The organism is Geobacillus kaustophilus (assembly GCF_000948285.1).
Lineage (GTDB): Bacteria > Bacillota > Bacilli > Bacillales > Anoxybacillaceae > Geobacillus > Geobacillus thermoleovorans_A.
This window is the reverse complement of the sequence record NZ_JYBP01000003.1, coordinates 618,761-637,469: the sequence shown is the minus strand read 5'-3', so window position 1 is coordinate 637,469 and position 18,709 is coordinate 618,761. Positions and strand designations below refer to the sequence as shown.

17 protein-coding genes and 1 pseudogene are annotated in these 18,709 nt (G+C 49.0%); 10 read left to right on the top strand and 8 right to left on the bottom strand.

All coding sequences use genetic code 11. The features are described from left to right. Nucleotides 1-354: 354 nt before the first annotated feature. From gndA to mce, 6 genes are all read right to left on the bottom strand, one after another. Nucleotides 355-1,764 (bottom strand): NADP-dependent phosphogluconate dehydrogenase, encoded by a 1,410-nt coding sequence (gene gndA, locus LG52_RS03680; protein WP_044730912.1) that lies wholly within the window; start codon nt 1,762-1,764, stop codon nt 355-357. A gap of 261 nt (nt 1,765-2,025) precedes the next feature. Further along, nucleotides 2,026-2,217, bottom strand: coding sequence for a hypothetical protein (locus LG52_RS03675; RefSeq protein ID WP_013144812.1), 192 nt, complete (start codon nt 2,215-2,217; stop codon nt 2,026-2,028). Between the two features lie 79 nt (nt 2,218-2,296). Next, on the bottom strand, nt 2,297-2,791 hold the full coding sequence (locus LG52_RS03670) for a chemotaxis protein CheW (protein WP_044730911.1): 495 nt from the start codon (nt 2,789-2,791) through the stop codon (nt 2,297-2,299). Nucleotides 2,792-2,904: 113 nt separating this feature from the next. Further along, nucleotides 2,905-4,029, bottom strand: coding sequence for a tripeptidase T (locus tag LG52_RS03665; protein ID WP_044730910.1), 1,125 nt, complete (start codon nt 4,027-4,029; stop codon nt 2,905-2,907). A 234-nt stretch (nt 4,030-4,263) separates the two neighbouring features. Beyond that, nucleotides 4,264-5,814 (bottom strand): acyl-CoA carboxylase subunit beta, encoded by a 1,551-nt coding sequence (locus LG52_RS03660; protein ID WP_044730909.1) that lies wholly within the window; start codon nt 5,812-5,814, stop codon nt 4,264-4,266. Then, nucleotides 5,811-6,236: a methylmalonyl-CoA epimerase gene (gene mce, locus LG52_RS03655; protein ID WP_044730908.1), complete on the bottom strand. Its 426-nt coding sequence runs from the start codon at nt 6,234-6,236 to the stop codon at nt 5,811-5,813. Before mce ends, LG52_RS03660 begins: the two co-directional genes overlap by 4 nt. 150 nt (nt 6,237-6,386) lie before the next feature. Between mce and prli42 the strand changes: the two genes are divergently transcribed. Next, nucleotides 6,387-6,479, top strand: coding sequence for a stressosome-associated protein Prli42 (gene prli42, locus LG52_RS19625; protein ID WP_156135618.1), 93 nt, complete (start codon nt 6,387-6,389; stop codon nt 6,477-6,479). Nucleotides 6,480-6,530: 51 nt separating this feature from the next. Here prli42 and LG52_RS03650 read toward each other — a convergent pair whose 3' ends face one another. Then, nucleotides 6,531-7,037, bottom strand: a complete 507-nt coding sequence (locus LG52_RS03650) for a L,D-transpeptidase (RefSeq protein ID WP_023633510.1) — start codon at nt 7,035-7,037, stop codon at nt 6,531-6,533. A gap of 192 nt (nt 7,038-7,229) precedes the next feature. Next, nucleotides 7,230-8,210 carry an aromatic acid exporter family protein gene (locus tag LG52_RS03645; RefSeq protein WP_044730907.1) on the bottom strand — a complete coding sequence of 327 codons (981 nt, stop codon included), beginning with the start codon at nt 8,208-8,210 and terminating at the stop codon, nt 7,230-7,232. 473 nt (nt 8,211-8,683) lie between these two features. Here LG52_RS03645 and LG52_RS03635 point away from each other — a divergent pair, with 473 nt between their 5' ends. The 9 genes and pseudogenes from LG52_RS03635 to LG52_RS03600 all read left to right on the top strand — a co-directional run bounded on the left by LG52_RS03635 (nt 8,684) and on the right by LG52_RS03600 (nt 18,616). Further along, the gene (locus LG52_RS03635) at nt 8,684-10,552 is read left to right on the top strand and encodes a hypothetical protein (RefSeq protein WP_044730905.1); all 1,869 of its coding nucleotides are present in this window, start codon (nt 8,684-8,686) and stop codon (nt 10,550-10,552) included. Next, nucleotides 10,549-11,016, top strand: a pseudogene (locus tag LG52_RS03630) (hypothetical protein); the annotation flags it as partial. The gene LG52_RS03635 and the pseudogene LG52_RS03630, both read left to right, overlap by 4 nt. Before the next feature lie 249 nt (nt 11,017-11,265). Further along, a complete protein-coding gene (tnpC, locus tag LG52_RS03625) occupies nt 11,266-12,714 on the top strand; it encodes an IS66 family transposase (protein ID WP_044730904.1) in 1,449 nt (482 codons plus the stop codon). 224 nt (nt 12,715-12,938) lie between these two features. Continuing rightward, entirely contained in the window at nt 12,939-13,337 is a 399-nt protein-coding gene (locus tag LG52_RS03620; RefSeq protein WP_044730903.1) for a hypothetical protein, read from the top strand. A gap of 119 nt (nt 13,338-13,456) precedes the next feature. Beyond that, nucleotides 13,457-15,508 carry an ABC transporter permease gene (locus tag LG52_RS03615; protein ID WP_044730902.1) on the top strand — a complete coding sequence of 684 codons (2,052 nt, stop codon included), beginning with the start codon at nt 13,457-13,459 and terminating at the stop codon, nt 15,506-15,508. Continuing rightward, nucleotides 15,505-16,374, top strand: coding sequence for an ABC transporter ATP-binding protein (locus LG52_RS03610; RefSeq protein ID WP_044730901.1), 870 nt, complete (start codon nt 15,505-15,507; stop codon nt 16,372-16,374). Before LG52_RS03615 ends, LG52_RS03610 begins: the two co-directional genes overlap by 4 nt. Then, entirely contained in the window at nt 16,371-17,030 is a 660-nt protein-coding gene (locus tag LG52_RS03605; RefSeq protein ID WP_044730900.1) for a hypothetical protein, read from the top strand. Before LG52_RS03610 ends, LG52_RS03605 begins: the two co-directional genes overlap by 4 nt. Before the next feature lie 75 nt (nt 17,031-17,105). Then, nucleotides 17,106-17,270: a hypothetical protein gene (locus LG52_RS20065; RefSeq protein WP_197071925.1), complete on the top strand. Its 165-nt coding sequence runs from the start codon at nt 17,106-17,108 to the stop codon at nt 17,268-17,270. Nucleotides 17,271-17,425: 155 nt separating this feature from the next. Beyond that, nucleotides 17,426-18,616 (top strand): ISL3 family transposase, encoded by a 1,191-nt coding sequence (locus LG52_RS03600; RefSeq protein ID WP_044730474.1) that lies wholly within the window; start codon nt 17,426-17,428, stop codon nt 18,614-18,616. Nucleotides 18,617-18,709 lie beyond the last annotated feature (93 nt).

The following is an 18,709-nucleotide window of genomic DNA, read 5'->3' as shown; positions in this document are numbered from 1 at the left end:
CGGCATTGGCCCATTTAATTCCGAAGGCTAAGTGAGGGGGGTTTTTGGTTAATTGGTGTTTTCAAGGTTTTTCATCAACCCGTGGTGCTAGTTGAGCGCTAGCGCTTAACTAGCCCAAGGGTATATTATTATATTTTTTTGTCTTTATTTTGGTTCATCACCAAAAGATGTGCTTGACTTTTAAAGACAAACATGATAGCAATGTTGCTCAAAGAGACGTATGGTATTAAAAGGAAAAAATGCTGTTTTGATTTTCTCTATCATGATCGTCTTTATTTGTCAAATACAGTTTGTGGTGAAGAGCCAGATATATGTAAACCCTTAGAGCCGCCCACAGCTCTAAGGGTTTTTCGCTTATTTCAACCATTCCGTATGGAAAATGCCTTCTTTGTCGACGCGTTCGTACGTGTGGGCGCCGAAGTAGTCGCGCTGCGCTTGGATTAAGTTGGCCGGGAGCACCGCGGTGCGGTAGCTGTCGTAATAGGCGAGGGCGCTTGCGAACCCTGGCGTCGGAATGCCGCGCATCGCCGCGATGGCGACAATTTCGCGCAAGGCGTCTTGGTAGCGTTCGACAATGTCTTGGAAATACGGATCCAAGAGCAAGTTCGGCAGCTCTGGATCGCGGTCGTACGCCTCTTTAATTTTTTGCAAAAATTGCGCGCGGATAATGCAGCCGCCGCGGAAGATCATGGCGATATCGCCATACCGCAAGTTCCAGTTGTATTCCTCAGAAGCCGCCTTCATTTGCGCAAACCCTTGGGCGTATGAGCAAATTTTGCTCATATAAAGCGCACGGCGCACGGCTTCGATGAAGTGGGCGCGGTCGCCTTCAAACGGCTTGACCGCCGGGCCGGAGAGGACTTTGCTTGCTTTCACGCGCTCGTCTTTCATCGCCGAGATGAAACGGGCAAACACCGATTCCGTGATGATCGGCAGCGGCACGCCCAAATCAAGGGCGTTTTGGCTCGTCCATTTGCCCGTCCCTTTTTGCCCGGCTTTGTCCAGAATAACATCGACCAACGGCTTGCCCGTCTCTTCATCGATTTTCGTGAAAATGTCAGCGGTGATCTCGATTAAATAGCTGTTCAATTCCCCTTTGTTCCAGTCGGCGAACACTTCATGCAACTCGTTCGCATCCATGCCGAGCACATGTTTGAGCAGGAAGTAGGCTTCCGCGATCAGCTGCATGTCGCCGTATTCGATGCCGTTATGCACCATTTTAACGTAGTGCCCGGCGCCGTCCGGACCGATGTACGTCGTGCACGGCTCGCCGTCGACTTTGGCGGCGATGGCTTCAAAGATCGGACGCACGAGCTCATGCGCTTCTTTTTGCCCGCCCGGCATGATCGACGGACCTTTCAACGCCCCTTCCTCGCCGCCGGAAACGCCCGTGCCGATAAAGTGAATGCCGAGTTCAGCCAGTTCTTTATTGCGGCGCTGCGTATCTTTAAAATACGTGTTGCCCCCGTCAATTAAAATATCGCCTTTTTCCAGATGCGGCTTCAGCTGTTCGATCGTCGCGTCCGTCGGCGCTCCCGCTTTCACCATCAGCAAAATTTTCCGCGGTTTTTCGAGGGCGTTGACGAATTCTTCGATGCTGTATGTACCGACGATGTTTTTTCCTTTCGCTTCCTGCAAAAATTCGTCCGTTTTTTCGCGCGAACGGTTGTATACCGCCACCGAATAGCCTTTGCTCTCAATGTTCAACGCCAAGTTTTTCCCCATGACCGCCAGTCCGATGACGCCGATTTGCTGTTTCGCCATTGTCCAACGTCCCTTTCCGTTTTGGTTTGTTCATCAAACAACATACCATACGTTTGCGTTTGCCTGCAAGTTTTTCTAAACCGATTTAGGAACGGGGCTGCACGACGAGCTTTGCTTGACATGTTCATATGGAAAGGGGGTGTCCCAAAAGGATCGGGACACCCTTGCTCATCACCATATATCGCCACGAAACAATGAATCATGCGCAATATGTTGTATTTCGTTTGAGAAGAATGACGCTTTTGGGTCAGCCCCTCATGATTAATAGCCTCCATAGTGCGGGAAGCCGTACGGCGAAAACGGATAGTGGCCATCATGCATCCCGTATGGAAAGTGGTGATAGCCGCCGTAGCCTCCGTGCCAATAAGGATAGTAGCCATACGGATAGTGGCCGTAGCCGCCATAGTAAGGCGGGTAAAAGCCGCCCATATATGGGCCGAACGGTCGAACCATGGAATGCGCCTCCTTTGGATTTGAAGTTCATTTCCATGGTTAGGATATGCGCGGAAGAAAAAACGGTATAGGCAAACACCTATACCGTCTCTCCTTCTTGGATCGCCTGGGCCGCGGCCTGGGCGGCAGCCACTTGCTCGCGAATCGCGTCCGCTTCCTCCAAATGGGCAAACAACACGCGCGGATCAAGCACCGTCAGCAGCCGCTCAGGCATCGTCGCGATCCCGACAACATACGGCGTGCGCTCCGCGGATACGAGTTGCAGCGGCTTGATCGCCCCGGGCTCAATATCCACGATTTCCTTCGCTTCATCGACGATAAACGCGACCGACAACCCGTCGACCGCGGCGACGACAAGACGCGTCTGCTCGGTTTCTTCGATCGTCCGCCCGTATAGGAGCTTTCGCATATCAAGCACCGGCACGAGCTCACCACGGATGCGTGCGACGCCCGCCATGGCGTTCGGCATATGCGGCACGGCGGTCGGCGCCGTCATTTTTTCAATCGAGACAACATACGCGATCGAGACGGCGTACTGTTCCCGCTCGACGCGAAAGACCACGTATTTGTCCATCCCCCGCCACCTCTTTCGTGATTGGCATTCTGCTTTTTTTATCGGCCGATTCCAGGTTGTTTTTCACTGCATTTCAACGTTGAAAGAAAAAAGAGCATCCAGCGCCCGGATGCTCACCCGGCATTGGCGACTTCTTCGACAATGGCGATGACCATTTCCGTCAGTTTGACCAATTCTTCAATCGGCATCCGCTCGTTCGTCGTATGGATTTCTTCATAGCCGACAGCGAGGTTGACCGTCGGAATGCCGAAGCCAGCGATGATGTTGGCATCGCTGCCGCCGCCGCTTCGCTCGAGCTTGCACGGCCGGCCGATTTTCGCCGCCGCCCGTTTGGCGATTTCCACGACATGGTCGCCGTCGCTGAACGTAAAGCCCGGGTACATCACTTCCACCTCGACATCGGCGCGGCCGCCCATTTCCGCGGCGACCGTTTCAAACGCCTCTTTCATTTTCGCCACTTGGTCTTCCATTTTTTCTGGGACAAGCGAGCGGGCTTCGGCTAAAATATCGACGCGGTCGCAGACGATGTTCGTTTGCGTGCCGCCCTCGAAGCGGCCGATGTTGGCCGTTGTTTCCTCGTCGATGCGGCCGAGCGGCATTTTCGCGATCGCTTTCGCCGCAATCGTAATGGCGGAAACCCCTCGCTCCGGTGCGACGCCGGCGTGCGCCGTTTTGCCGTGCACCACCACTTTCAGCTTCGCCTGCGTCGGCGCGGCGACGACGATGTTGCCGACTTTTCCGTCGCTGTCCAACGCATAGCCGTATTTCGCTTGAATGAGCGACGGGTCAAGCGCCTTCGCTCCGACAAGCCCCGACTCTTCTCCGACGGTGATGATAAACTGGATCACGCCGTGCGGGATGTTTTGCTCGTTCAACACCCGAATCGCTTCCAACATCGCCGCCAAGCCCGCTTTATCGTCCGCGCCTAAAATCGTCGTCCCGTCGGTGACGATATAGCCGTCTTGAATCGACGGTTTCACCCCTTTGCCGGGCACGACCGTATCCATATGAGACGTGAAATAAATCGGATCCACCCCGTCTTTTGTCGCCGGGAGTGTGCAAATCAAGTTGCCCGCCCCATGCCCCGTTTTCGCGGCGGCATCGTCTTCGATCACCTCAAGGCCGAGCGCTTCAAATTTTTGTTTCAACACTTTGGCGATGGCTCCCTCATGCTTCGTTTCCGAGTCGATTTGCACGAGCTCTAAAAATTCATCGACAAGACGCTGTTCATTCACCATGGTTTTCTTCCTCCCGTCTATGTATTCCACCTCAAGTATACCGAAATGTTCCACCAAGAGCCAAACCGGCCGCACACGCCCCGCACGTTCAGGACGCATCGACACGCGCCTGTCCCGGGCCGCCGCGGACGGATCCAATGTGGGGCCGTAGGGGAAGAGCGATGGGAACGCCCCTGACGCGCATGAATTTCCTCGCAAACAGGAAACAAAAAGGGGCACCTCGCCCCCTTTTGTTTACAGTGGAATGTTGCCATGCTTTTTCTTCGGCCGTTCTTCGTGTTTATTTCGAAGCATCTCGAGCGCCTGAATGAGCTTGATTCTCGTGTCGCGCGGGTCGATGACGTCATCGATCATGCCGTATTTCGCCGCGACGTACGGATTGGCGAATTTCTCGCGGTATTCTTCAATTTTTTGCGCCCGCGTTTCTTCCGGATTCGGACTTTTTTCAATTTCGCTCGCGAAAATGATGTTCGCCGCCCCTTGCGGCCCCATGACGGCCACTTCGGCGTTCGGCCACGCATAGACGACATCGGCGCCGATCGATTTGCTGTTTAAGGCAACGTACGCGCCGCCGTACGCTTTGCGCAAAATGACCGTAATTTTCGGCACCGTTGCTTCCGAGTAGGCGTACAAAATTTTCGCCCCGTGGCGGATGATGCCGCCGTGCTCCTGCTTGACGCCCGGGAAAAAGCCGGTGACATCCTCAAACGTAATGATCGGGATGTTGAACGAATCGCAAAAGCGGATAAACCGCGCCGCCTTGTCGGATGAGTCGATGTCCAGCCCTCCGGCCATAAACTTCGGCTGGTTGCACACAAGCCCCACCACTTCGCCTTTGATGCGGGCAAAGCCGATCACGATGTTTTTGGCGAAATCTTTTTGCACTTCCATAAATGATCCGTCATCGACGACTTGGGCGATGACGTGGCGCACATCGTACGGGCGGACGGCGTCAATCGGCACGACATCGGCCAAATCGGGGCGGTAGTCGTCCCCGTCCGGAATCGGGCCAAACGGCGGCTTTTCGTTATTGTTGGACGGCAAATAGCCCAAGAGCCGCCGCACCTCGGCGAGCGCCTCCTCTTCATTCGCCGCCGCAAAATGGGCGTTGCCGCTGATCGTGTTGTGCACGCGGGCGCCGCCTAAATCTTCGGCGCTGATTTTCTCCCCGGTCACCGCTTCAATCACTTTCGGGCCGGTGATGAACATTTGGCTCGTTTTTTCGACCATGAACACAAAATCGGTGATGGCCGGCGAGTAGACGGCCCCGCCGGCGCACGGCCCCATAATGACGGAAATTTGCGGGATGACGCCGGAATAAATGGCGTTGCGGTAAAAAATGTGCCCGTACCCGTCAAGCGACAAGACCCCTTCTTGAATGCGAGCGCCGCCCGAATCGTTCAAGCCGATGATCGGCGCCCCGGTTTTCGCCGCCAAATCCATGATGTTCGTGATCTTTTTCGCATGCATTTCCCCAAGCGCCCCGCCGAAGACGGTGAAATCTTGCGAGAACACAAATACGGTGCGGCCGTTGATCTTCCCGTAGCCGGTCACAACCCCGTCACCCGGCCCCTTCTTTTCCCCCAGGCCAAAATCGGTGCAGCGGTGCTCGATGAACGGATTGAGTTCGACAAACGTTCCTTCATCCAAAAGCAAGTCAATCCGCTCGCGCGCCGTCAGCTTCCCTTTCGCGTGCTGCTGTTCAATTTTCTCATCGCCGCCGCCAAGCTCGATTTCGCGGCGACGGTCATACAGTTCGTTGATTTTGTCGTACATGTCGCTCATTGGTGTCCCTCCGTTCGGTTCGTCCGTTCACAAAGTTCGTACAACACGCCGCCGGTCGATTTCGGATGCATGAAGGCCACCCACGCCCCGCCGGCGCCGCGTTTTGGCGCATCTTGAATCATGCGGATGCCGCGCTCTTTCAGCTCACGGATGCGTTCGGTGATATCATCGACGCCAAGGGCGACGTGATGGATCCCTTCGCCGCGCTTTTCGATAAATTTCGCCACCGCGCTCTCTGGCGACAGCGGCTCCAGCAGCTCCAGTTTCGCCTCGCCAGCCTGCAAAAACGCCACTTTCACCTGTTCCGACTCGACTTCCTCAATGCCGAGAAACGGCAGGCCGAGCACATCCGTATAGAACGGAAGCGCTTTCTCGATCGAGCGGACAGCGATGCCGATATGGTCGACTTTTTTCACCTGCATCGTCTTGATCCCCTTTGCTGCAAAATGATGAGGCCAACAATTTATAATTCGCCATTTCGACAAAAAATCCTTCTTTTATTTTTCCTTGTCCGCCCCTCTATTTGACGTTACAATAAATCTAGAACAGCGGACGGGAAGGAGGACGGACCGTTGTCGCGCAAAACGCAAAAGTTGGTCGTATATTTAATGCTCATTTGCATGCTGCTGACGACGCTCCTCGCCGGCATCAGCATGTGGTTTTAAGCGCGATCCGGCGTAAAAAACGCAAGCTCCGAAACCGGAAGCTTGCGTTTTTCATTGGACAGCGCCGTACCGTTTGGCAATGGCGTAAAACGATTCGTTGCTGCGGAGAATGAGCACGTTGGCGCCGATGGGCACCCGTTCATACAGCTGCTCGACATCGCGGTTGTGCATGCGCACACAGCCTTGCGAAACGTAGCCGCCAATCGACGCCGGGTTGTTCGTGCCATGAATGCCGTACGTGCGCCCGTCCGTCCCGCGCGCGTTAAAGCCGATCCACCTTGTGCCGAGCGGATTGTTCGGCGCCCCGCCCGGGATGTTCTTTTTCCGATAATACGGGTGTTTCGCCTTCACCGTCACCGTAAACATTCCTTCCGGCGTCAAATCGGTATTGACCCCGGTCGCCACCGGATAAACGGCTTCGATGCGGCCGTCGCGGACGAGCGCGAGCTTATTGATCGCTTTGTTCACAATCACGAGCGGCTTCGCCTCCGCCGCTGTCTGGAAAGGCGCCCCCAACACTGCGGTTATCACGAGACAAATGGCCAACCATACCCGCATATAAGTCCATCCTTTGCTTGAATGTTTGGCTATAGTGTGCGCCAAAACGGATGGACATATGCCCCGTTTTCATGCCTTAAAAGACTGGTGAAAGACAATCCATTTCCTCGATCCATGAGGAATCGTGGAAAAAAACGCGATGTTGCAAGGTTTTTCAATTTGGAAAACACTGCTGTGAAGCTCTATATCCGATTAAATCACCGACTTTTCAAGCCGCCGTCTCGGTTCGCTTCCGGGATGAAATTCGCTTTTAATGATTAAATATCGCTCCAATTCCCGCACTAAATGAAACAACGCCGCTCGCTCTTCAAACTGCTCGCGCGTCTTTGGCAGCGGCATCGCCTTAAACTGTTCGCGCATCTCGGCAAGACGCCGCAAAAAACGGTCCGCCGTATTTCCCGGGTGAATGGCGTCGCTTAATTCATCGATAAAATCGGCGATCATCATCCGCTGCTCAACCGTGTACGTAAGCGACGTCACAAGCGGAAGCATATGCTCGATGATTTCCAACTGCCGCTCACGCATGCGGAAGTAGCGGACATATTCATCTTCATTACGCCATAATTGGTTGTCGGCGTGGCGCATGGCGAGTTTTTTCGCTTTGTCGAGCGCCTCCGCGGCGAGCGGCAGCTCTTTGCCGTCCCAATCGAGTTCATTCGTGCGCAAGTAGCGGACGATTTCTTTTAAAATGATGCGGAACAAATCTTCGACAATGCGCTGGTACTCTTTGAGCTGCTTCTCGGCGCTCGGCATGTACATATTGACGATGAGCGCCACCCCGATGCCGACAGCCACCAACAACAGTTCATTGGCGACCAATCCCCACGTCATTTCCTTGGCCGCATACAAATGCAAAATAATGACCGAGCTTGTCGCAATGCCTTCGTTTATTTTCAGCCGGACCGTCACGGGAATAAACAAAAGCAGCAACAGCCCAATCGTCCACGGATAATAGCCGAAGACGGTAAAAAACAACGCCGCAAACCCGATCGCGACGACGCACGCCGCAAAACGCGCCCGGGCGGTCTCAAGCGACCGCTTTTTCGTCACTTGCACGCACAAAATGACGATAATGCCGGCAGAAGCAAAATTGTGCAACCCAAGCCATTGGGTGATGGCGATCGCCAACGCCGCGCCGACGGCAGTTTTTAGCGTTCGATAGCCGATTTTCATGACGTGCAGTTCCCCTTTGCCAACGTTTGCCGACTTCATTGTACCGATGACGGCGCTTTCGGTGCAAGGAAAAAACGGACAATCCTGGCCTCACACGCCGCTCGGAAGCCCATCTTGCCCAAACAGCCGCGGAGAAGCAAAAAAGACGGCTGTCCGCTAATATGGGGACAGACCGTCCTAGACAAAAAGACATGGTTTATGAGCGGGCTTTTTCATAAATCGTTTTCCCGTCGCACTCGATTTCATGTCTAACACTTTCGTTCAGCGCATCGAAAAAAAGCACGTCACACAATGGACACTCCCTGCATCTAAAGGCGCGAAATTGGCCAAAAACTATCATGATAATACGATTTTCCTATTATTTGCGAATATACTGTGAATTTCCATGTAAAAGGTTGACATCTTCTTTTTTTTTTATAATGCCATTGAATTTTACAAACATTTGAAATTGATGATCAGAGAGGGCATTCCACATGAAATGGGTGTTCATTTCAAGAATGGCGTCCCGCTTAAAAGCAGAAGCTAGTTTCATATTCGTATTTTCTGGGGTTTTGATGTTTGTTTGCCTCAATCCCCATACCATCAATCCAGCGGAGTGGATCTTATATACGAAATACTTGGTTCCGATTGGAATGGCCGTCTGGCTGCTCTTCAGCTTCCGCTTGCATGTTTCGTTGTTCACTTCGACTCCAATTCACTGGATCGCGATGAATGACATCATGCCAAACCCGCAAAAGATCGTCTTCTGCCAAGCTTTGATCGCATTTATTTGTTTTTTCGCTTGGCAACTGGCCTTGGCCGGGATCATCGCCGGTGCGGTGGTGATCAACTATTCAGCGGGTTGGGATCTTTTCGCCTTTCTGTTTCCATTGTATTTGATTCATTTTCTTCTACCATTTCTATGGGCGTGGATGATCGGATTGTCCACAGGCGCTGTTTACGCCTATCATTCTTCGAAAAAAGCGATGTTGCTCGTTGGTGTGTTTGTTTTGTGGATCATCGTGCTGTTTTCTTTGGAATATCGCAATCCATCCTTCTCCTTGTGGAGAAACCATCGTTGGCCTTACATTGACCCGTTATTCAGCCTAACCTTCCAAAAAGAACGCGTGCTGATCAAATTGGCGTATATTCTTTCTTCCATCGCCGTTTATGGCGTTTTTCGAAGCATGCGGCGATCCTTCGCGGGGCTTGCGGCTAGTGTGACTCTCGTTATTTTCGTAACATTTTTCCTTCAACATGCACAATCAAAATTCCAGTTGGATGACATTCTGTTGGCAAACGACGTCAAACTCTATCAACAAATCAAACATCAGGCTCAGCCCAAGAACATCCCGTTGCATGGATATTGGAAAATCAAGGAGATCGAGGTGAATCCGAAATCCACGTATCCGATCAAAGCCACACTCTCTCTGCATCCGAAAGAACACACCGTTCGTTTTTCGATCAACGAGCAATTTCAAATCGATCACATCCAAGGCGGAGGGAAGCGTTTCCCCTTTCAACAACAAGGAAACGTTGTTCAGGTGCAGACCAACGGTGCCCCATCCATGACGATCTATTATCGGCATACGTTCGGCTCAACCTTTTATCCGTTGACATCGGGCGTCACGTTGTTGCCATTTGAAGCCAACTGGTATCCGCAGTCCATGGATTCAACGCTTTACGATATCGACTCATCCGGAACGCTTCATTCCAATGTGGAAACGAAAACATGTACACGAGTCAACATGATTGTCGGAAAGGAAAAGTACCGTTGGCATGGGGACCATCTCCCTTGTCTCTCCGTGATCAATGGTCCTTACAAACAAATTCAAGTGCAACATACTCGTTTCCTTGTTTATAAACCATTTCTCACTACAACAAGAAATTATATGGAATTGAAGCATCAACTCGTTTCCATCCGCAATGAGCTATGCCACTTGTTTCCGAATCTTGCAAATACAGATTATTGCACAAAAGAAGTCAAGAGCGTCTCAATCATCCCAAAAAGCATCAACACCACAAACCTTTCGCTGTACGACAGCACGGTGGCTGACGGAAACTACACGTTTTATGTTGATCCGTTCTTGGACGTCAATGGCACTCCGGCAACCAAACATATTCAGGAGTTGGCTGCGTTTTCCATCCCGTACCGATTGTTCGAAAACGAACAGATCAGTCTCTTTGTCGGCTTGTATTTAATGGAAAAACTACATATTCCATCTATCGGATATGGAAACAGGATAGCGGAAAAATCCTCCATCGACTCAACAACGTGGGAGCACTACATGGCACTATCCATAAAAGAAAAAGAAAACATATTGATTCAACTAGCGCAAGAAAGGGGGGAAGGAGACAAATGATGGAATTAAAAAATGTGACCCTCAAGCACCATCGCCAACTTATTTTGCATCATTGTTCCGTCAATCTTCCTTCCCAATCCATCATTCTAGCCAAAAATCACATTCGCACAGATATTGTCGCCAAAGCGCTTGCCGGCTTTCATCCTATCGATGAAGGGGAAATCCATTTCAATGAACAGGCAGCAAAAGGAAAACCGAATAAAACCGTATTTTTCGTGATTCCTGAGAACTACCACCAACTGTGGAGAAACTATCGTTTGCAAGATATTTCGATATGGCTGAATCGTCCTTTTCAGCAATCGGCACTATGGAAAAAATATCGCCTCCCTTCCCATGCATCCATCGATTCATTGACGATGTTTCAACGGCTGATTTATCTTGTTTCTCTTGGACAGTCGCTAAATCGCACAGTATTCATTTTCGATCAGCCGACGAAACACTTTGACTTCGAAGACTTAGAACAGTTGTAACTATTCAGCCACCTCATAAAGTGAGCTGAATATTTTTTGGGTTCATCACCAAAAGATGTACTTGACTTTTAAAGACAAACATGATAGCAATGTTGCTCAAAGAGATGTGTGGTATAAAAAAATGCTGTTTTGGTTTTCTTTATCATGATCGTCTTTCTTTGTCAAGTACACTGTGTGGTGAAGATCCATTTTTTGGTTTTCCTGTCTATGATGTGAATATTGATAGACAAGGAGGTGAATCGCATGTTGACGGTACAACAAGCTGTATTGACGGTTGAAAGCTTAATCAGCAAAGTCCAACAACAAAAACAGCTCATTCATCAACTCATTCAAGAAAATGAACATTTGCGTCAAGAAAACAAACAGCTACGCAAAGAAAATGAACAACTGAAGTATCGTGTTCAAGAGCTGGAAGCACGCACGAAAAAAAACAGCTCTAATAGCCATCTGCCCCCATCTTCTGACCGTTTTGAGAAAAAGCGTTCCTCTCGTGAACCGTCTGACAAAAAGCCTGGCGGACGGGAGGGACATGAGGGAACGACGCTCCGTCAAGTGGAACATCCACATCATCGTGTCGTCCATCGCGTACATACGTGTCAAGGATGCGGGTCTTCTTTGCGTGACGTAAAACCGTTCAAAGTCGATGTCCGTCAAGTGTTTGATCTGCCTCCCGTGACGATGGAAGTGACACAACATGAACGCGAAGTGAAATCATGTCCACATTGCCGATGCGTGCAACAAGCCGAGTTCCCATCACACGTCACCAATCATGTGCAATATGGTCCACGGATCACGGCGCTTGTCGTGTATTTATACAACATACAAATGATTCCATATCAACGTTTACGTGACATGATGGAAGAGCTATATCAACATCCGATCAGCACAGGAACACTTGTCAATATGGTCAAACGAGGTCGCGAAGCACTCGAACCAAACATGGACATCATCGAGGAAGCATTGCTTCAATCGGACATCTTGCATGTCGATGAAACGAGCTTGCGGATCGATGGCAAACAGGCCTGGGTTCATGTCGCCTGTACATCCGCATATACGTACTTAGCTCCTCACGCTTCTCGTGGAAAGAAAGCAACCGATGAAATCGGGATTCTTCCACGATATAAAGGAACGATGATGCATGATGCATTCGGTACATACCCGAGATACACCGAAGCCACACATGCCCTTTGTCATGCCCATCATTTACGTGACTTGAAAGGATTCATCGAACAAGGGCATACATGGGCAAAACGGATGACCACGTTTCTATTAAATGCCAAACAAGTGGTCGAACAACATGGTGGCTTTCTTCCTGAAGAAGAAGCGAAACGTTGGGAGCACGTGTATGATCGCATACTCGAGAAAGCCAACCATCAGTTGGAAGGGATGACACCGTTGCCGAAAAAAGCGCTCTCCTTCGTTCGGCGACTTCAAAAACGAAAGGAAGAAGCGTTGCGCTTTTTGCGTGAAGCTCACGTTCCTTTTGACAACAACCAAGCCGAACGGGATCTTCGCATGGTCAAAGTCAAAGAGAACATCTCGGGTACATTTCGTCAGGAAACGTTCGCGCAGTCGTTTTGCATCGCAAGGAGCATCGTTTCCACACTCACCAAGCACGAAAAAAACGTGTGGGACTCGTTGTGTCTTCTGTTGACAGGCGAAACGATAGATCGTGTTCTTTCCGCTACGTAGGGCATTTTCTATGACAGAAATGCCCTATTTGTGCTGGGCTACTTTACACACTAGCATCGGGGTGAATAGTTACGAACAGTTTTATTATTTCTTAAAAGATGATTTTTCGAATGCACATTATCTCATCTTTACAAATCGAATAGAAAAAATATTCACAATGCTTCCTAAACCCATTTATCAACTTGATTCTACCAAATTACTACCCTTAAAAGGAGGTGAGAAGGATGGTTGTCAATAAGGCACGTAAAACGAAAGCTAAGGGGCTACCACTATTCATTTTAGTGTTGGTTCTCAGCATTGCTGGATCTGTTTATGCCTCCGGCACTTCCATTGCGCATATTTCACCGGGGGCTAGTTCTGCCACAGGAACACCAGTGAAAGCTACTGGGGCCTCTGGAACATTGGTCGTCTCTTCATCAGGTCCAGCATTTTATGTACAAGGGTATGCCAAAAAACAAATTAACTGGTGGCCTGATTCAACAGTTGCTTCGGCAATAGCCTATCCATCACAAACAATAAAAAAATCTTTCACAGCTGAAAACGGGTCTTTCTACTATGCTGAAGCATACACACAGGCCAATGCGACATCTATTTATGGCGAAGCAAAAGTGACCGTGAATTAAGTTGGCACGCTTTATTCAACAAGCAAGCGAATGTCAACACGGCTCCATCACACCGGCATTCGCTTGCTTCCCTGCTATCGTTGATGGATACGACTATGCTGACAATGGAGTGACCCCTTATGACTTTGTTTACTCGCCTATCATGGTTTTACGCCAAACAGATGGGAAAAAGTATTCTCTATATGGGAACATACACATTTTGGTTCATCATGCTGATGATGCGCTTTCTCATTCGCCAGTACGATTCCTTTGGCAAGACGGATTATGGAAACTTTGTCGGGGAAATGACGTTAATCGTCCAAGCAGCCATGCTACTGTTTATGGTATTTTTTTATAAGTTGTTCTCTGATGAATACCGATTTGGCGCCAATCTTTTGTTTGCCGGTTCACTGCACATCACAGCGTTGAAAATCGCCGCCTTGTTCGTGAATCACTTGCTGTTTCTTTCATTCTTCACCGGTCTGCAAGTTGTACTTGTATGGCAGTTTTACCGCACATGGGGTCTTCCCTTTTCTTCGTTGTATACCGAAACGGCATCGTATATTGCCGTATATTGGCTATTGCCGTTCGTATTTGCCTTTTTTCTTGGTATTTTCAATGCTCTATTGTTTGGGAAAAATCGATTAAGCTTTGCCTGGATGATGGTCATTTGGCTGGCCATAGGCCCGATGAATACACAATTGTTTTCCCGTTATTTCCATCTAATCCCTTTTTCCGACATCCGTAGTTTGTTTTACATCGGTCCGCTGAATATGGACGATGTATTTCGTGACGTCATTGGGTACCATGTCAGCCTTTCGACGTATATGAAAATATTGTTTTGGATCCTATCGTCGATGATGGCGGTATGGGCTATTCTTTGGAAAACGGCCCGCACGACAAAGGAGAAAGCGGCCATTATTACGGGTGTTGTTTTGCTTTTGGCGGGTGATGCTTGGTTGTTTCCGCATCTTTTCACTGGAAACAAACTGGTGTTCAGCTACGCTGATTTGGCTCAAGAAAACGTTTACTACCAAACTCATGATTCAACCATCCAACCAAGCACATTGCACTATTCGATTGAGCGATACGACATTCAGCTGGAGGCCAAAAACGGTGTACATGCGAAAGTGAAAGTGACCTTGCGCCAAATTCGGGGCGACACGCTGTCGTTCGTGCTTTATCATCATTTTGCTCTGAAGCGAATCACCGATCAAACTGGAAACCAGCTTCCTTTTACTCAACAGGGGGATGTCATCACGGTTAAACGGTTATCCAATCGCTTGACTGACAAATGGACGTTTGAGTATCAATTGAACGATTCCGCGCAAATTCCCGTTTCACCGCACTATTTGTTTTTACCGAGCGATTTCAGCTGGGTGCCGACAAAAGCCAATCATGCTCCGTTTGCCTTTGTGAACGTTCATTCCAGTCCGGTGCCTGTATCAATGCAATCGAGCCATCCGATCCGCTATACGTTGTCGTTTTATGGAATGGCGCCATTTTATACGAATTTGCCGCGCCGAAGCGACGGAATGTACGAAGGAGTTGTATCCGGCGGCATTACAGCTGTGGCAGGAATGTTTTTGAAGGAAAAAATCGGGCCATGGCAGATCGTTTACCCTGCCGACTGGCCGAATCTTAAGCAAGATTGGCCGATTTTCGAACGTCATGTACGGCGCATCCACCATGATATCGTGCAGATGTTCGATTTAAAAGCGGCAAAGTTGCCGACAAACATCGTGTTGCTCGCTCCCCATGGTGAACAACGGTGTGTATATAGCAGCGATCACCTGCTTCTTCAAATTGATACGCCATATTCCCTTCGCTCCCAAGAAGGAACATTGATGTATTTGCCGGAAATCATCACAGAAGGGCTTCTTTGGAGGGGAACACATTTATCAATGCAAAAAGACGTGTTTCAAGCGTTGTTGTCAAGATGGTTCCAACAACAATTAGCCCTTCCCTATTCCGGAGGAGATTTGACGTTTGATTTGGCTTTGTCAGTGGATCCCCCTGACAAGAAAACAGAGGAAGTGCTGAGGAAGCTGTATGGGGAGTATGAACGCTTATCCGATGAGAAAAAACAAAAATTTTTGGCTTTATGGTACAAACAAATAAATGAAGGAGCAGATAACAGCTGGGAGAAAGCGATACAGCTTATCCGCATCGTTCAGGAGGGACAGACATGATCCATGTATCCAGCGTCACGAAACGAATCAAAAAACAACTCATTTTATCGAACGTATCGCTTTGCATGGAAGGGATTTACGGGTTAGTCGGGCCGAACGGAGCCGGCAAGACGACATTGATGAAAATATTGGCCGGCTTGACGCCCATGGATGAAGGGCAAGTGGCGATCGGCAAACAAAGCTGCACCAAAGGAAAATATGTGAAAGCTCATGAACGGATCGGTTATTTGCCGCAAGATTTCATGGTCTATCCGAACATTACGGTCGAAGAAACGCTTGACCATCTCGCTTTATTGCAAGGAATGATGGACAAACACAAACGGCACGCGGCCGTTGCCGAAGCGATTCAAAAAGTGAACTTGAACGGCCATGAGACGAAAAAAATGTCCGAGCTGTCCGGCGGCATGCGGCGGCGGGTGGGAATTGCCCATTTATTGACGCGAAAGCCGTCCATCTTGCTGTTTGACGAGCCGACTGCCGGCTTGGATATTGAAGAGCGAATCCGCTTTCGCCATCTGCTCAAGCAGCTTGGTTCCGAGCATACGATTGTCATTTCTTCGCACATTGTGGAAGACATTGAGTTTTTGTGCACCAAAATTGGGGTTTTGAAACAAGGGCAAGTGTTGTTTGAAGGCACGCCGTCTGAGCTGAAGTCCCGCGCAGAAGGCTGTGTGTGGGAATATTGCATATGCCCCGAAGAATTGGATGACTTGATCGCAACGAGAGAAGTGGTGCAGCTTCTCGAAGAAGAGGATGGCATTCACGCGCGGGTGTTTTCCAAAAATGGGGGAACAGGGGGGAGACCGGTGGCACCGCGATTGATCGATGGCTATTTGGCTGTTGTCCGAAGAGGGGAACCAAGATGAAAGCTTACATCGAATGGATGCGAACCGCATTCGTGTTTGACCGCAAGACAATGGGCGGAGCCTTTTTTATCCCACCAGCGATGTTCATCCTATCGCTGTTGCTTATTTTGCTTGTTCCCCGGAAATCGTCAAGCATTTACGATGATGTGATCGTCATCCAAGGGTTGTTCATCCCGTTTTCCGGATGGTGCCTGATTTATCGATTCGGTGAACTGTATGAAGATGGAGCGCAAGAAACGCTTGTCCCTTACTATAGGAAATGGGTTGGGATTGATGTCGTACGTTATTCTTCCATCCATTTATTAGGAGTTGCCGCTCTAAGCGGGGCATTCATGTGGAAATACGGAGTTTCTTCTTTGTCTTTTTTGAATCTCATTCATTTCATTCTATTGACGTTCTTTTACCTATTTTTCAGCACTGCCGCCCTTGTTCTTACAAAAAACACCCATATCGCACTGACAGTCATTTTTATTTATACGGTGCTTGAAGTGGCCACATTAGGAACGTTCATGCCCTGGCCGCATATCTTTTTGTTCGAGCCGCCGGTTTGGGAACCGATGCTCATCAACAAATTCATCATGTTAACGCTGTCCATCTTTCTAGTAGCATGTATCACCATTGTATGGATCCGCAAAGGAGATCGGAAACCTCAATAAAAGCAGACAGGGTATCATTGACGTTTGGCCGCAAATAACGGCTTCGCGACCCAAACAAGAGGCTATGCTTACAAATTGATCAATTGGTGGCCCGACAGCGTCGTCGCCTCCACCAACTGGCTCAATCCTAGGCAAGAAGAAACGCGCAATTTTCCACAACAAGAAGGCGATAAATATTATGGCCAAATTGTTGGTCAAACGGTTGGTTCAAGAGGATACGTGACCATTACGGTCAAATAACGATGCCGAATCCGGATGATAAAGGAGTCAGGGATACTCCTAAAAAAATAAGGTTCATCACCAAATTTTGTGATTTAGTGACAAAAAAGAGAAAGCACTGACGAGATCCTGGCAATAATGTTAGCGGTGAAATAAACATTAAGGAGGTCTCGTAAGTGCTTTCTATACCACTAGGATTGCCAGAATTTAAAGTGATTAAACAAGAACTTCTTTCCTATGGTTATGCGATTCATGTAGAGAAAACAGAGACACAGGAACGTTGCCCTCATTGTGGGTTTGCCACTTCCTCTGTCCACGACAGACGGACAAGAAAAGTACGGGATTTGGCGATTTTCCATCAACCGGTGTACTTGTTCATAAAGGTAAAGCGCTATCGGTGCTGGAATTGTTCTCAAGTGTTTTCCGCCTCTTTGGAATCGATTCCACCCAATCAACACTACACCAATCGATTTTGTGAGTACTTGTATGAACTTTGCGAAGGCTCCACCATTCAAGAGGTTAGCCGAAAGCACCGCATCCCATATACAACATTGGAACGCATTTATTACTCCATCGCATCGAAAAAAGCAAAAGAGCGTCAAACAGCGATAGAAGCATCTTCTCAAGAAGGAATGGTGCTTAGTTTAGATGAAATCGCTGTAAAAAAGGGACATCAGTATGAAACTGTATTGATGGATGCCAGAGCCGGATCGGTCATGGGAATGCATGCCGATCGCCAATGTGACTCCGCCATCAACTTGTTGAGCCAAAATATCCTGTCGAAAGAAATGGTCCAAACGGTGATTCTTGACATGTGGGAACCTTATCATAAGGCGGTTCGCGCCCTGTTTCCATCTGCTTCGATTGTCATCGATAAGTACCATGTGGTTCAAAAAGTGACACAAGCCTTGGATCAAGCAAGAAAGGAATTTTCTCCATTGAAAAAGGCTCGATATCTTCTCTTGAAAGGCTGTGAAAAGCTTCGTAAGGACCAACGGCTTCGATTAGACGATATCTTGGAGGAGTATCCGGCACTTTCCATTGCTTATTATCTGAAAGAGTTGTTTCGGGATTTTTACCGAACCGATGGATATCATGAAGCAAAGGAACGCTTGGAAGAATGGATTCAGTTAGCCAAACAGAGCCCTTTTGCTTCTTTTCAGAAAGCAGCCAACACGCTTGAAAGGTGGAAGGAGCCTATTCTTTCCTACTTTTTGTGCCCATATACGAATGCCCGAATTGAGGGGACGAATCACAAGATCAAAAACATCAAACGCCGGGCATATGGCTATCGAAATCTAGAACGGTTTCGTTTGCGTGTATTTCTGGAGTGTACAGGGAACACTACAGGCAGTCAGGCTGCTTAAGCGCTCCCTTCTTCCGCTATCGGTATGATAGTTGGTAGAATGGAACCCGTCAAGGAAAGCACTTGACTGTTTCCATTCTACCAACTTCGTGGT